This window comes from Methylorubrum podarium, from assembly GCF_022179745.1.
Lineage (GTDB): Bacteria > Pseudomonadota > Alphaproteobacteria > Rhizobiales > Beijerinckiaceae > Methylobacterium > Methylobacterium podarium.
Genome location: NZ_BPRD01000131.1, coordinates 1 through 13,427, shown reverse-complemented (window position 1 = coordinate 13,427; position 13,427 = coordinate 1). Strand labels below are relative to the sequence as shown.

The window sequence follows — 13,427 nt, the reverse complement described above, 5'->3', positions numbered from 1 at the left end:
CGTGGCGCCGACGCCGGAGATGGAGCGCCACGATCAGCGAGTGGTAGCGCCCGACCTGCATCGGCTGCGGCAGCCCCTCGAACAGCCGCTCGCCCCCGTGCCGGATCGGGGTGGCGTGGCCGTGCAGCGGGCGGCCCGCCCGCTCGACCCGGCCGCCGAAGGCCGCGCCGATCGCCTGATGCCCGAGGCAGACGCCGAGGATCGGCACCGCGCCGGAGAGTTCGCGGATCGCGGGCAGGCTGACGCCGGCCTCCTGCGGCGTGCAGGGACCCGGCGAGATCACCACCGCCTCCGGGTTCCGGGCGCGGATGCCGGCCACGTCCAGCGCGTCGTTGCGCACGACCTCGACCGTCTCGCCCAGCTCCTCGAAGTAGCGCACCACGTTGAAGACGAAGGAATCGTAGTTGTCGACGACGAGGATCATGCGCCCGTCTCCTCGCAGGCCGCCTCGCAAGTCGGTTCGCAAGTCGGCTCGAAGGCCGCGAAGACGCGGGCCGCCTTGGTCAGCGTCTCCTCGTATTCGGGACCGGGCTCGGACAGCAGCGTCACGCCGCCGCCAGCCTGGAGCACGGCCTGCCGCTCGTCCATGAACACGGTGCGGATCGCGATCGAGGTGTCGAGCGAGCCGTCGAAGCCGAGCGCGCCGATCGCCCCGCAATAGAGCTCGCGCGCGTCGCCCTCGATCTCGGTGATGATGTCCATGGCCCTGAGCTTCGGCGCGCCGGTGATCGAGCCGCCGGGAAAGGTCTTCTCGATGAGGTCGAGGGCGTCCGCCCCCTCCCGGAGCGTGCCCGTCACCACCGAGACGAGATGGTGGATGCCGGCATAGGATTCCAGCCCGCACAGGGTCGGCACCCGCACGCTGCCCGGTTCGCACACCCGCGACAGGTCGTTGCGCAGCAGATCCACGATCATGATGTTCTCGGCCCGCTCCTTCGGGTTGCGTGCAAGCGCGGCGGCGATCGCGGCGTCGCGGGCGGGATCGGGGTCGCGGGCCACGGTGCCCTTGATCGGCCGGGTCTCGACCGCCCGCCCCTCGAGCTTGAGGAAGCGCTCCGGCGAGGAGGAGGCGACGGTGAGTCCCTCGAAATCGAGATAGGCGCCGAAGGTCGCCGGATTGGTCTCGCGAAGCCGCCGGTAGAAGGCGAAGTCATCGAAACCGGGCGGCAGGTCGGCGGCGAAGCGCTGGGCGATGTTGGCCTGATAGATGTCGCCGGCGCGGATGTAGTCGCGGACCTTTTCGACTGCAACCTCATAGCCTTCGCGGGAGAAGTTCGAGCGCCATGAGAGCTTGGCGCCGCTCCAGGTCGGCAGGGGTTCGGACGCGGCTTCGAGGAGAGCCGCGAAGCTGTCGAGCCGGTCTTGCGCGCGCGCTTCCCGAGCGTAGGGATCGGTCTCGGGAAAGCCGGTGGCGATCAGGAGGCAGGTGCGCCGGCCGTGATCGACGGCGAGCAGCGTGTCGTAGAGGTTGAAGGCACTGTCGTCGGTGAGCCCCGCCCGGCGCGCCGGGGCCGCGACCCGCTCCAGGCTCGCGCCGAGATCGTAGGCGAAGTAGCCGATCGCCGCCCCCGGAAAGGCCGGCAGGTCGGTCCGCGGGGCCAGGCGGTAGGGCGCGAGGCAGGCCCGCAGCGCCGCGATGGGCGAGCCCGGCACCGCGGCCCCGTCGAGCGTCGCGCGGGCGTCGCGGTAGCGGAACCGCCCGAACGGGTCGGCGGCCAGCACCGAGACGCGGCCGAGCGTGTCGTGCCGCATGGCGCTGTCGAGGAAGGCGAGCCCGGGCAGCCGGGCGAGCCGCGCGGCGGCCGCGACCGGGTCGATGAAGGGGATCTCGCGGGTCCAGACCATGGGTTCGGTTGCCGTGCCTCGTGCGGCGCTCTTTTCCGACCTACCCAAGGGCGCATGGCAGCCTTCCGTCAATCGCCCTCACGTTCCGGCCCCGCGGGAGAGGTATGCGCCGCATCCGGCAGTCGCTTGACAAACCGCTTCAGGATGCGATCGCAAGCCATTGTCTCATCGGTATTTTTGATAGACATCACTGCTCCTCATCCGCTCCGGCGTAGATGTCGAGCGACAGGCCGACGCCCAGCGCGCCGAGCCGGGCCAGGAGTCCGGGTTCGAACAGGTCGCCGGAATTGCCGCCCGCCATGAACCAGCCGACGAAGAACGCGACCGTGCCACCCTCCGCCCGCCACGCCAGGAACCGCTCGCCGTGCGGCGCCACCCGCTCGGCGGCGGCGGCAACCGCCTCGGCGGGCCAGCCGGTGCCCTCGCTCAGGGGGAAGGTGGCGTAGGTGTCCGCGTTGCACCCGGGCAGCGGCATACCCTTGGGACTGGTGCGCGGGGCGCCGACGTCCCAGGTCCGTCCCGGCGCGAAGGGCAGGGCCTCGCAGAGTTCGGCTGCCGGCCGGCTCGGGTGCCGGATGCGCAGGCTGATCCGGGTGCGGTCGCGGTCCATCGGTTTCCGATCGCTCCTGTTTCCGGCCACGCTCGCAACCGCGCCCCAATGCGGTTATATCGGCCCATCCACCGCCATCGATGCAGGACGCGCGGGCCTCCGTTCGGGAGGGCCGCCCCCGACGAGCCGTCATGACCGCAACCGCCTCCCCCTCGGACACCAAGGGCGCCGCCGCGCCGCGGATCTCCTTCGTGTCGCTGGGCTGTCCCAAGGCGCTCGTCGATTCCGAGCGCATCCTCACCCATCTGCGGGCGGAGGGCTACGAGCTGTCGCGCCGCCACGACGGGGCCGACGTCGTCATCGTCAACACCTGCGGCTTCCTCGATTCGGCCAAGGCCGAGTCGCTCCAGGCCATCGGCGAAGCCATGGCCGAGAACGGTCGGGTGATCGTCACCGGCTGCATGGGCGCGCAGCCCGAGGAGATCCGCGAAAAATACCCGAACCTCTTGGCCGTCACCGGCCCCCAGGCCTACGAGTCGGTGGTCGCCGCGGTGCACGAGGCGGTGCCGCCCGCCCACGACCCCTTCCTCGACCTGATCCCGCCGCAGGGGGTCAAGCTCACCCCGCGCCACTACGCCTACCTGAAGATTTCCGAGGGCTGCAACAACCGCTGCACCTTCTGCATCATCCCCTCTCTGCGCGGCGACCTCGTCAGCCGACCGGCGGGCGACGTGCTGCGCGAGGCGGAAAAGCTGGTGAAGGCCGGCGTGAAGGAGCTGCTCGTCGTCTCGCAGGACACCTCGGCCTACGGCATCGACACCCGCTACGCCACGAGCCCGTGGCGCGACCGGGAGGTGCGCGCCCGCTTCTACGACCTGGCCAAGGAACTCGGCGAGCTCGGGGCCTGGGTGCGGCTGCACTACGTCTACCCCTATCCGCATGTCGACGAGGTCATCCCGCTGATGGCCGAGGGCAAGATCCTTCCCTATCTCGACATGCCGCTCCAGCACGCGAGCCCCTCGGTGCTCAAGCGGATGCGCCGGCCCGGCAACCAGGAACGCCAACTGGAGCGCATCCGGCGCTGGCGCGAGATCTGCCCGGATCTCGCCATCCGCTCGACCTTCATCGTCGGCTTCCCCGGCGAGACCGAGGCCGAGTTCGAGGAGCTGCTCGACTGGATCCGCGAGGCCCGGCTGGAGCGGGTCGGCTGCTTCGAGTACGAGCCGGTCAAGGGCGCGCCCGCCAACGATCTCGCGGCCCTGGTGCCGCCGGAGGTGAAGGCCGAGCGCAAGCGCCGCTTCATGGAGGCGCAGGGCCTCGTCTCGCTCAAGCTGCAGCGGGCGAAGGTGGGCAAGCGCGTGCAGGTCATCATCGACGAGGCGGGGCCGAGCGTGGCGCGGGGCCGCTCCAAGGCCGACGCGCCGGAGATCGACGGCAGCGTCCACGTCGCCTCGCGCCGTCCGGTGCGGCCGGGCGACATCGTCACCGTGAAGATCGAGCGGGCCGACGCCTACGACCTGCACGGCATCGCCGTGTAGGGCGCGAACCGCCGCCCGCGCGACGCGTTGCCCCGTCACCACAGGGACAGCGAGGAAAAGATGGCGGACGAGCAGCGCGAGCAGGGCGACGGGGCCGCGATCTCGCCCAGGGATCCGGCGACGGGCAAGGTGAAGTCGCAGGCCGGCCCGATGGAGCGCGCCGGCACCGAGGCCGAGGAAGCCGCCCGCGGCAACACGGCCTCGGGGAAGAGCAAGACGGACAAGGACGACCGGTCCGCCTGACGGATCCGGGATGCGCGATTCTGGCGGGCGCGATTCTGGGGGGCGCGACGACCGCCGCTGGCCGCGCTACGGCCTGATCGGCCTCTACGGTGTCATCGGCATCGTCCATCTCGCGGCCACAGACCGGTTCCTGCCGATCATGCCGGACTGGGTGCCCGCACCGCGCCTCGTGGTGATCGTCACCGGCCTGTGCGAGATCGCGGGCGCCCTGGCGCTGTTCGTGCCGCGGCTGCGGCGGCTCGCCGGCCTCATGCTCGCGCTCTACGCGGTCTGCGTGGTCCCGGCCAACATCAAGCAGGCGGTCGAAGGCATCGCCGTGCCGCCGATCCCCGACACGTGGTGGTATCACGGCCCCCGCCTCGCGCTTCAGCCGGTGATGGTGTGGTGGGCGCTCTACGCCGTCCACGCCATCGACTGGCCTTTCGCGGTAAGACGAAAGAGCCCTGGCGCGGCAAAGCGTTAAGATTAACCTGCGACCGGCAGGGCCTTTCGCTGAGGACAACGCCCCCGACAGCGTATCCGACCGGGCTCAACCGGTGGTCTTCGGCTCACAATCCTGTCTAGGCTCGCGTCCATGCCGAAGAGCCGCGACTCGAACCGGACGAATCGCCCGCAGGACGGTGCCGCACCGCCGGAGCAGGCCGCGGTCGAGCGCGCCCTGGAGCAGGTCGTGGAGCGCCTGAAGCCGAAGGCACCGGAGCCGAAGCCGCCGCGAAAGGGCGGACCGCGGACCGAGAAGTGAGGCCCTGATCAGAGGTTTCGAAAGGACGAGTCCTTGTCAAAGGTGCAGGGCAGAGCCCTGCATGATCGGCTTCGCCGCTCCGAGGGCTCCGCCCTCGGAACCCGCCAAAGGGCCCGAGGCCCTTTGGGATCCCCGGATCCGTGAGCCTCAGGCTTTCTCGTCGCGCTTGACCGCCTGCCAGGCCGCCTCCATGGCGGGGAGGGGGGTGCCCTCCAGGGCGTGCCCCTCGGCGGCGAGCCGGGCGGCCATGGCGGTGAAGCGGCGCTCGAACTTCGCGGTGCCGCGGCGCAGGGCCTCTTCCGGATCGACGCCCGCGTGACGGGCGAGGTTGGCGACCGAGAACAGCAGGTCGCCGATCTCCTCGAACACCGCCTCCGGCTCGCCCGCGCCCAGGCTCTCCTCGACCTCATCGACCTCCTCGCGCACCTTGGCCAGAACCTCGGCCGCGTCCGGCCAGTCGAAGCCGACGGCGGCGGCGCGCTTCGAGATCCGGTCGGCCCGGGCGAGGGCGGGGAGGGCGCGGGAGACGCCGGCGAGCGGACCCGCCGCCTCGGCCTTGCCCGTTATCGCCTTCTCCGCGCGCTCCCGCGCCTTGATCCGGTCCCAGGCCGCCTTGATCGCCGCCGGATCGGTCGGCCGCCGCTCGGGCGGCAGGAACGCGCCCGACGCGTCGAAGACGTGGGGATGGCGCCGGATCAGCTTGGCGCAGATCGCCTCGGCCACGTCGTCGAAGCGGAAGGCGCCCTCCTCCTCGGCGATCCGCGCCTGGAACACGACCTGGAGCAGGAGGTCGCCGAGTTCGTCGCGCAGGTCCGCCCGGTCGCCGCGCTCGACCGCGTCGGCGACCTCGTAGGCCTCCTCGATCGTGTAGGGGACGATGCTGGCAGCGGTCTGCTCCACGTCCCAGGCGCAGCCCCGGTCCGGATCGCGCAAGCGCGCCATCAGCGTCAGCAGCCTGTCGATCGGCGCCTCGTTCATCGCTCGTCCGTCCCGCATCCCTCGCCCGGTCTCAGCCGAGCTATCGCTCATAGACCGTCCGCCGCCCGCGCGCAGCGCCGGTCCACGCGCGCTCGAGCGGAGCGGGGAGGGGCAAAGCCTGTGCAGAATTCCGATTATTCCTTTTGAAAAGAGGAGAGAAAGGCGCCGTTCGGTTTGGCGAACGCACCGCGACTCTCCCTAGGAAAGCTATCTGTTAAGGATTCTCAGGAGTCAGTTCTGCAGGTTATAGGGCAGGCGAGAAAGCCCTGATCCGCCCGTGGCTTGAGACCCCTTCGCGCATCGAACTCTGCGCGGGGACGCATCGGACTCTGCGCGATGATGCATCGAATTCTGCGCGGGAGGCGGGGGCTGGCGCATCGGATTCTGCGCGGGTCCGTACCGGATTCGGCGTGCAAAACCGGTCCGGGCGGGGGAGAGCGGGGACAAGTCCGGGGCCGAGGGGCATGCGGGGGGCGTATCGAACTCTGCGCGGGCGGATTCGGGCCGGCCGGGAGCGTATGGAGCTCTGCGTGCGCGGGGCCGCCCCTCCTCCGGCCGCGAGCGACGCGCCTGTGCAGGACTCACGAGCCCAAGCGTGGATTCCCGGGAAAACTCCGAAAGGCCACGGGACTCCGCGGAGCCGAATCGTGACAGATCGGTTGCGGCCATGAGGTCCCCGGCGATTCCGGCCGGGACCCGAGGGCGCGAGAGGCGGACGACGTGACACGCAGCGGGAGGTCTTGAGGGCACGCCATGTCGGGGCTGGAGGCCAAGATCGCTGCGATCCGCGACCCGGATCTGCTGGCGGAGCTCGAGGCGGCGCGGGGCGGGTTCCTGTTCGCGCCGATCGTCGAGCACCTGGTGTTTCGCCAGCGCGAGCGCGACACCGCCCGGGCGCAGGCGGGGGAGGCGGCGCGCGCCCGCGAGGCCATGGGCCGCGACCGCCGCCGCCGCGACGCCGTGCGCGCGGTGATCGAGAACGAGCCGACGGGTCCCGAAAACCTCCAGCACCTGCATTCCGTGCTGGCGCTGTGCGGCCTGCCCTACCGCGATCCCGGCGACGCCCGCGACTTCGTGCGGGAATACGGCCGCAACTCGCTCAGCCTCTCGGCGGGGCGCCTCAAGAACCCGGTCACCGGCGAGATGGAGCTGCAGGGCCTGCCCTACGGCCCCAAGGCCCGGCTGGTGCTCCTGCATCTCTGCACCGAGGCGGTGCGCCAGAGGAGCCCGACCATCGAGGTCGCCGACAGCCTCTCGGGCTTCATGAAGGCGATGGGATTCGCCGTCACCGGGGGCGAGCGCGGCACCATCGGCGCGTTCAAGGAACAGCTCAACCGGCTCGCCGCCTGCTCGATGCAGATCGGCCTGTGGGACGGGGAGGGGCAGGCCTCGACCCTCAACGTTCCCCCCTTCCGCCAGCTCGAACTCTGGCGGCGGGGCGAGGACGGCCTCGTCTGGCAGCGCACCGTCTCGTTCCACCAGGACTTCTACGACAGCCTGATCCGCCACGCCCTGCCGGTTGATATCCGCGCGGCGCGGGCCTTCTCCGGCTCGGCGCGCAAGCTCGACCTCCTGTTCTGGACCGGCTATCGCCTGCGCGCCCTGCAGCGGCCCCTGCGCCTCACCTGGGACAACCTGCACCGCCAGTTCGGCGCCGAGAACGCCAGCCTGCGCAGCTTCCGCCAGGCCTTCAAGGCGGATCTCGCCGGCCTGCTGGAGGTGTTCCCGCGGCTGCGGATCGATCTCGACGAGGGCGGGATGCTGCTCCACCCGGCCGATCCCGGCAGCCTGCTGGTGCCCCCCAAAGCCGCCCGCACCGCGCGCGCGGCGGCCCGCGCCTGACGGAATTTTCCCTCGGCGTTTTGGTCTATGGAATATTCCATCGGCGGCCCCGACGTGATCGGCAACATAAGGAATATTCCACCTCAGGGAATGGACCGGTCTCCTTCCAGCTCCTCATGAGACCGCATTTCAGGAGATATGCCGAGTGCTTCGTTCTCTTCTCCATCATCGCGAGGCGTGTTCCGAAATGGAATATACGGATGGAATAGAAAAGGCTCGCCAGCTCTTCCATTCCGTGCCATCCTCCGTTCCGAACCCTTTTCCCTCTTGGGAACGAGCGACCGGAATTTCTCGCATGGTCCTGTCGGAAGCCGAGGCCCTGGCGCGGCTGGAGGCGCTGCGGCGGCAGCGTGACGCGATCGAGCGGCAGATCGCCGATCTCCTCCTATACCTCGATCTCGGCCGCCGCCTCGGCGGCCCGGCCCCTTCCGCCGGGCCGGCCGAGGCCGAGCGCGCGGCGGCGCCCGTCCCCACCCCCGATCCGCAACCCGTGCCGCACCCCGCGCCGCAGCCGGTTCGGGTGCCGGCCGCCACGCCTCCGGCTCCCCCCGCCCCTGGGCGCGAGGGGGTGCCCGCGCCGGCCGCCGCCGCGCCGGTCGAGGGCGATGCCGGCCTGTCGGAGACGGTGCTCGCCCGCCGCTACGGGCGGGCGGTGATCGAGGCGGCGCTCGCCGTCCTGGAAGAGGCGGGCCGCCCGCTGCATGCCGGCGAGATCCTGGCGCGGATCACCGAGCAGGGGTTTTCCCTGCCGGGGCAGGATCCGGTGGCGGCGCTCAACACCCGGCTCTGGAAGCGCTCCGGCCCCGGCGGCCCGCTCAAGCGCCTGGGCGAGGCCGTCTACGCCCCGGCCGACGCGGAGGAGGGATAGGCGCCTTCGCCGTTATTGAGAGGGCATTGCATGGCCGATCCGGCGCGCGACCTGGCCGGGCTGGCGAAGCTCCGGATCGGTTCGACTTGGCCCATGAGACGAAGGAGGAAGCTGCACAGCGATCGCTTGACCGTTGTGCAGCCTCCGATTGTAAATGCCTTGTCCGGCGATGGCTGCCGGATACCACAGAGGAGGACGAGATGATCATCATCTCGGTCACTCTGCGGTGGAGGGATTGGCGACTGATCCTCGCCATCACCTTCTAGCCCGCAGGGGACCGGGCGGGGGTCCAAACCTCGTCCGGTTCCCAACGCGAAAGATAGCGTTCGCGACGACCAGCGACAATTGGCTCGTCGCTTCTTTTCCCTCAGCGCGAGGCGGTGACGGAGCCGGTCGATTCCGGGATGTCGCGCCGGTCCAGGCCCAGCGCCGTGCCGGGCGGATGGGCCTGGGTGAAGGCGCTGCCGTCGCGCGCCAGGGCCTCGCCGTGGGCGAACAGCGCCTTCATGTAGGGCTGGTCGAAGGGCTTCTCCGAGGTCTTGGCGAAGCGCCCGTCGATCAGGGCGATCCGCAGGTCGAGGCCGGTGCGCGCGGCATAGGCCTTGGAGAGCGCGAGCGCCGCGCGGGTCTGCGCCTTGATCGCCGCCGACATCGTGCGGCCAAGCACCGAGAGCGTGGTGCGCGAGGCCATCTGGAATTCCGGTTCGAGCCGGTTGTTGACGACGAGGTAGACCCGGTTCGTCGGCAGGCGCAGCCGCGCCTCCCCGTCCAGGGCGGCGGCCGGCGCGAGGTAGAACGGGGCCATCGCCCCGCCGTCGTCGTGCAGCTCCGCGAAGGATTTGGTCTTCTCGCCGCCTTTGGCGCCCTCCTTGGCCCCCACCTTCGCTTCGGCGGGGATCGCCACCGGCGGGAAGACGCCGGGCACCGCCGTCGAGGCGAGCACGATCTGGCGGAACAGGGCGAGCGCCCGCGGATCGCCCGTCTCGGCGTTGCGCTGGGCGATGGCGCCCATGTCCCACAGTACCGGCCGCTCGCTGTCGATCTGGGTCGTGGCGATCAACAGGCGGCGGCCCTTGGCGTGCTCGGCCGCCACGGCCTTGAGCAGGGCCGGCGTCACCGCCCGCCCGATCCGCTCCTTGAGCGGCCAGGTATCGGTCAGCGAATCCTGGGTTCCGCCGAACTCGAACACGTCGGCCGCCGAGATCTCGGTGTAGTTCTCGCGCAGCGCCGCGTCGGCCCTGGGGCCGAGGGTCGGCGCCGCGAAGGCGAAGGGTGCGATCAGCGCGCCGGTCGAGACGCCGGTGATCACGCCGAAGGCGGGGCGGTCGCCGCGCTCGGACCAGCCGGACAGCAGCCCGGCGGCGAAGGCGCCGTTCTCGCCGCCGCCGGAGAGCACCAGCCAGGGGTCGGAGGCGCGCGGCGCCCCGTCGATCAGGGCCTGGAACGCGCTCACGTCGTCGCCCGCGATCCGCACCGAGGCCGGCAGGCCCTCGGGACGCGCGGTCGCGGCCTGGGCGGCGGTGTAGTCCGGCCGCTCGTCGGCGGCCTTCTTCGCCGCCGGTCCGGCCATGGCCCCCTGCGACAGGGCGAGGGCGACCAGCGCGAGGGCCAGCGGCCGAGCGGTCCGGGTCCCGGGCGACGGACGCTCGCGCAGGATCGGTTCGTTGAACAGTTTCGGCATCGACGCACGTCTCCCGACGGTGTTCGACAGCCCGCCTCGGCCAAAAAACACGGGCCGCGGCGGTCCGTTCCGTCCTGCCGGCCCGGCGCCGAATGCTTCGCCGGGCAAGCTTTGCCGTTCCACGCGACCCGCGATCACGCCGCGAAAGGCCCTGGAAGGGCCCTGATCATGTCTCGGCACCCGGACAGGAGACGCGAAGACGCCGAAAATCTCGATGAATACGCCCGAATCCTCGGGAATCGTCGTCCGATTCGGATCGCGGCGCAATTGCCGCTTTCGGATACTCCACCGACGGAGACATGCGCGAGCCGTGCGCGGGCGCACGAGCCGCCGGGCCGCGAGGGGGGCGCGGACCGGCGGCGAGGGCAGGACCAAGGTCGGCTTTACGCCGGGGGGCGGCGTGCTCTACCCCCGAGGCACAAGCAAGGGCACGAGCGTAAGCTGAAGGTAAACGCCAAGGCCCTTCGCCGAGGCCCTGTACGACGCCGGAGACCGAGAGCCGATGAAACTGCCGCGCCGCTTCTTCCAGCCGCTCGCCGCGGGTGCGCCCGAGCCGTTCCGCGAAGTGCCGATCAAGCTTGAACGGATGATCCACTTCGTTCCGCCCCACAACGAGAAGGTCCGCGCCCGCGTGCCCGACCTCGCCAAGACGGTCGACGTGGTGCTCGGCAACCTGGAGGACGCGGTCCCCGCCGACCAGAAGGAGGCGGCGCGCAACGGCTTCGTCGCGATGGCCAAGGCCACCGACTTCGCCGCCTCCGGCACCGGGCTGTGGACCCGCATCAATGCCCTGAACTCGCCCTGGATCCTCGACGACCTGTTCACCCTCGTCGCCGAGGTCGGCGACAAGCTCGACGTGGTGATGGTGCCCAAGGTCGAGGGGCCCTGGGACATCCACTACATCGACCAGCTGCTCGCCCAGCTCGAGGCGCGCCATCACGTCAGGAAGCCGATCCTCGTCCACGCCATCCTCGAGACGGCGGAGGGCGTGGCCAACGTCGATGCCATCGCCTGCGCCTCGCCCCGCATGCACGGCATGAGCCTCGGCCCCGCCGACCTCGCGGCGTCCCGCGGCATGAAGACCACCCGCGTCGGCGGCGGCCACCCGGATTACCGCGTGCTCTCCGATCCGAAGGGGGACGCCGAGCGGTCCTCCGCCCAGCAGGACCTGTGGCACTACACGATCGCCCGGATGGTCGATGCCTGCATGGCCAACGGCATCAAGGCGTTCTACGGCCCGTTCGGCGACTTCTCCGATTCGGCGGCCTGCGAGGTGCAGTTCCGCAACGCCTTCCTGATGGGCTGCGCCGGCGCCTGGACCCTGCATCCGAGCCAGGTCGCGCTCGCCAAGACCGTGTTCGCCCCCGACCCGGCGGAGGTGAACTTCGCCGCCCGCATCGTCGAGGCGATGCCCGACGGCACCGGCGCGGTGATGATCGACGGCAAGATGCAGGACGACGCCACCTGGAAGCAGGCCAAGGTCATCGTCGACCTCGCCCGCCTCGTGGCGGAGAAGGACCCGGATCTCGCCAAGGTCTACAATCTGCCCTGATCGTCGCGCAGAGTGGCCGCGCGTTGGAACGGAAGGGGCGCGAGGCCTATCTATCGGTCATGACCCAGACCAGCATGAGAACCGCCAAGTTCGGCCTCGGGGCGGTGGTCCGGCACCGGATCTACCCGTTCCGGGGCGTGGTGTTCGACGTCGATCCGGAATTCGCCAACACCGAGGAATGGTGGCTCGCGATTCCGGAGGAGGTCCGGCCGCGCAAGGACCAGCCCTTCTACCACCTGCTCGCCGAGAACGCGGACAGCGAGTACGTCGCCTACGTCTCCGAGCAGAACCTCGTGCCCGACACCTCCGGCGAAGCCCTGCGCCATGCCGGCATCCCCGAGGTGTTCGAGCGCAGCGCCGACGGCGCCTACCGCATGCGGATCGGCCACGCGAACTGACCGGTCCCGCAGGGCGCACCCTCCCCGCGGCCGGGCCGGGCGTGGGGCGGGTGTTCGTTGCCCGAGATCGACGTCCAAGATCGACGTCAAGATCGACGCGTCGCCTCGACCGTTGAGGTTCGGCTCCCGGCAGAAGACGATACCGGAACGAGGCTCGAGCGTGTCGCCGGCAACGGTGCGGCCGGGGTGAGGGACCGCGGAGCCGGGCCGCGGAACGCTTTGTTCAACCGCCGATGCTATCGGATCGCGTCACCTCACCGTTGCGCGGGGCCCGGATCACCATGGATGTGGTCACCATGCTGCTCATGAGCCTCGCGGCGGCCGCGGCGGCCGCGGGCTTTCTCCTGTTCGAGTGGCGCATCCTTCGCAGCGGCGCGCTGCTCTTCTGGAGCGCGGGATTTTCCACGATCGTCGTCGGCTGCGGGCTCTCGCCGCTGCGCTCCGCCTCCTTCCTCCTCGGCGTCTGGTTCGCGAACGGCCTCCTGGTCGTCGCCCACCTCGCCTTCCTGTACGGCACGGCGCGCTTCACCGGGCGCCGGATCGGGCCGCTCTGGTGGGGGCTGCTCCTGCCCTGGGCCGGGTTGCTGCTCCTGCCGCCCGGTCTCGATCCCACCCCGGCCTTCGCCATGACGAACAGCGCGCTCGTCGCCGTCGCGGCGGTCAAGGCGGCCCATCTCCTCCTGGCCCGGGGCGGGGCGCCGTTTTCCGACCGCACGGCCGCCTCGGACGGGCTCGGCGCCGTCTTCCTCGTCCACGGCGCCTTCTACGGCCTCAAGGCGCTGCTCGTGCCCCTGCCCGGCGCCTTCGTCAGCCTCGTCGGCTTCAAGGGGATCATGATCCAGGTCTCCCTGTTTGAGGGCATCCTGGTCGAGATGCTGCTCGCCCTGCTGATGGCCGCCGCCGTGCGCCGCCGCCGCGAGGAGGCGATGGCGGCGCTCGCCGAGCGCGATCCCCTCACCGGCGCCTTCAACCGCCGCGCCTTCGAGAGCCGCGCCGCGGCGGCGCTGCGCGAGACGGCCGCCCGGCGCCAGCCCGGCGCCCTGCTGCTGCTCGATGTCGATCGGTTCAAGGCGATCAACGACGGCTTCGGCCACGCCGCCGGCGACCGCATCCTCGTGGCGCTCACCGGCGTGCTCGACGCCTGCCTGCCGCGGACCGCGATTCCGGCCCGGCTCGGCGGGGACGAGTTC

14 protein-coding genes are annotated in these 13,427 nt (G+C 70.8%); 9 read left to right on the top strand and 5 right to left on the bottom strand.

The window, feature by feature from the left end:
* From MFF42_RS07130 to MFF42_RS07120, 3 genes are all read right to left on the bottom strand, one after another.
* On the bottom strand, positions 1-424 hold a 424-nt coding region (locus tag MFF42_RS07130; RefSeq protein WP_238255125.1), incomplete at its 3' end, for an anthranilate synthase component II.
* Positions 421-1,845 carry an aminodeoxychorismate synthase component I gene (gene pabB / locus MFF42_RS07125; protein ID WP_238255124.1) on the bottom strand — a complete coding sequence of 475 codons (1,425 nt, stop codon included), beginning with the start codon at positions 1,843-1,845 and terminating at the stop codon, positions 421-423. The genes pabB and MFF42_RS07130, both read right to left, overlap by 4 nt.
* Before the next feature lie 187 nt (positions 1,846-2,032).
* A complete protein-coding gene (locus MFF42_RS07120; protein ID WP_238255123.1) occupies positions 2,033-2,455 on the bottom strand; it encodes a hypothetical protein in 423 nt (140 codons plus the stop codon).
* A 131-nt stretch (positions 2,456-2,586) separates the two neighbouring features.
* On the opposite strand from MFF42_RS07120, the gene rimO reads away from it, so the two are divergent.
* The 4 genes from rimO (at position 2,587) to MFF42_RS07100 (ending at position 4,918) form a co-directional block, all read left to right on the top strand.
* Positions 2,587-3,933 carry a 30S ribosomal protein S12 methylthiotransferase RimO gene (gene rimO, locus MFF42_RS07115; RefSeq protein ID WP_238255122.1) on the top strand — a complete coding sequence of 449 codons (1,347 nt, stop codon included), beginning with the start codon at positions 2,587-2,589 and terminating at the stop codon, positions 3,931-3,933.
* Between the two features lie 60 nt (positions 3,934-3,993).
* On the top strand, positions 3,994-4,176 hold the full coding sequence (locus MFF42_RS07110) for a hypothetical protein (RefSeq protein ID WP_238255121.1): 183 nt from the start codon (positions 3,994-3,996) through the stop codon (positions 4,174-4,176).
* Positions 4,177-4,186: 10 nt separating this feature from the next.
* Entirely contained in the window at positions 4,187-4,639 is a 453-nt protein-coding gene (locus tag MFF42_RS07105) for a DoxX family protein (RefSeq protein ID WP_238255120.1), read from the top strand.
* A 111-nt stretch (positions 4,640-4,750) separates the two neighbouring features.
* Complete coding sequence (locus MFF42_RS07100; protein WP_238255119.1) at positions 4,751-4,918, top strand: hypothetical protein; 168 nt, start codon at positions 4,751-4,753, stop codon at positions 4,916-4,918.
* Between the two features lie 147 nt (positions 4,919-5,065).
* Here the strand turns inward: MFF42_RS07100 and mazG are convergent, their stop codons facing one another.
* Positions 5,066-5,896, bottom strand: a complete 831-nt coding sequence (gene mazG, locus MFF42_RS07095; RefSeq protein WP_238255118.1) for a nucleoside triphosphate pyrophosphohydrolase — start codon at positions 5,894-5,896, stop codon at positions 5,066-5,068.
* Positions 5,897-6,649: 753 nt separating this feature from the next.
* Here mazG and MFF42_RS07090 point away from each other — a divergent pair.
* Positions 6,650-7,738, top strand: coding sequence for a replication protein RepA (locus tag MFF42_RS07090; RefSeq protein WP_238255117.1), 1,089 nt, complete (start codon positions 6,650-6,652; stop codon positions 7,736-7,738).
* A 295-nt stretch (positions 7,739-8,033) separates the two neighbouring features.
* On the top strand, positions 8,034-8,606 hold the full coding sequence (locus MFF42_RS07085; RefSeq protein WP_238255116.1) for a winged helix-turn-helix domain-containing protein: 573 nt from the start codon (positions 8,034-8,036) through the stop codon (positions 8,604-8,606).
* A 367-nt stretch (positions 8,607-8,973) separates the two neighbouring features.
* Here the strand turns inward: MFF42_RS07085 and MFF42_RS07080 are convergent, their stop codons facing one another.
* Complete coding sequence (locus tag MFF42_RS07080) at positions 8,974-10,287, bottom strand: patatin-like phospholipase family protein (RefSeq protein WP_238255115.1); 1,314 nt, start codon at positions 10,285-10,287, stop codon at positions 8,974-8,976.
* A gap of 502 nt (positions 10,288-10,789) precedes the next feature.
* On the opposite strand from MFF42_RS07080, the gene MFF42_RS07075 reads away from it, so the two are divergent.
* From MFF42_RS07075 to MFF42_RS07065, 3 genes are all read left to right on the top strand, one after another.
* Complete coding sequence (locus MFF42_RS07075) at positions 10,790-11,839, top strand: HpcH/HpaI aldolase/citrate lyase family protein (RefSeq protein WP_238255114.1); 1,050 nt, start codon at positions 10,790-10,792, stop codon at positions 11,837-11,839.
* Positions 11,840-11,898: 59 nt separating this feature from the next.
* The gene (hspQ, locus tag MFF42_RS07070; protein ID WP_231344020.1) at positions 11,899-12,237 is read left to right on the top strand and encodes a heat shock protein HspQ; all 339 of its coding nucleotides are present in this window, start codon (positions 11,899-11,901) and stop codon (positions 12,235-12,237) included.
* A gap of 281 nt (positions 12,238-12,518) precedes the next feature.
* On the top strand, positions 12,519-13,427 hold a 909-nt coding region (locus MFF42_RS07065), incomplete at its 3' end, for a GGDEF domain-containing protein (protein ID WP_238255113.1).

Bases quoted from the DNA above. Each gene is read 5' to 3' on its own strand.
- MFF42_RS07100 (WP_238255119.1), top strand. From the start codon at position 4,751: ATGCCGAAGAGCCGCGACTCGAACCGGACGAATCGCCCGCAGGACGGT.
- MFF42_RS07110 (WP_238255121.1), top strand. From the start codon at position 3,994: ATGGCGGACGAGCAGCGCGAGCAGGGCGACGGGGCCGCGATCTCGCCC.
- MFF42_RS07090 (WP_238255117.1), top strand. From the start codon at position 6,650: ATGTCGGGGCTGGAGGCCAAGATCGCTGCGATCCGCGACCCGGATCTG.
- MFF42_RS07085 (WP_238255116.1), top strand. From the start codon at position 8,034: ATGGTCCTGTCGGAAGCCGAGGCCCTGGCGCGGCTGGAGGCGCTGCGG.
- pabB (WP_238255124.1), bottom strand. From the start codon at position 1,845: ATGGTCTGGACCCGCGAGATCCCCTTCATCGACCCGGTCGCGGCCGCC.
- rimO (WP_238255122.1), top strand. From the start codon at position 2,587: ATGACCGCAACCGCCTCCCCCTCGGACACCAAGGGCGCCGCCGCGCCG.
- MFF42_RS07120 (WP_238255123.1), bottom strand. From the start codon at position 2,455: ATGGACCGCGACCGCACCCGGATCAGCCTGCGCATCCGGCACCCGAGC.
- hspQ (WP_231344020.1), top strand. From the start codon at position 11,899: ATGACCCAGACCAGCATGAGAACCGCCAAGTTCGGCCTCGGGGCGGTG.
- MFF42_RS07075 (WP_238255114.1), top strand. From the start codon at position 10,790: ATGAAACTGCCGCGCCGCTTCTTCCAGCCGCTCGCCGCGGGTGCGCCC.
- MFF42_RS07105 (WP_238255120.1), top strand. From the start codon at position 4,187: ATGCGCGATTCTGGCGGGCGCGATTCTGGGGGGCGCGACGACCGCCGC.
- MFF42_RS07080 (WP_238255115.1), bottom strand. From the start codon at position 10,287: ATGCCGAAACTGTTCAACGAACCGATCCTGCGCGAGCGTCCGTCGCCC.
- mazG (WP_238255118.1), bottom strand. From the start codon at position 5,896: ATGAACGAGGCGCCGATCGACAGGCTGCTGACGCTGATGGCGCGCTTG.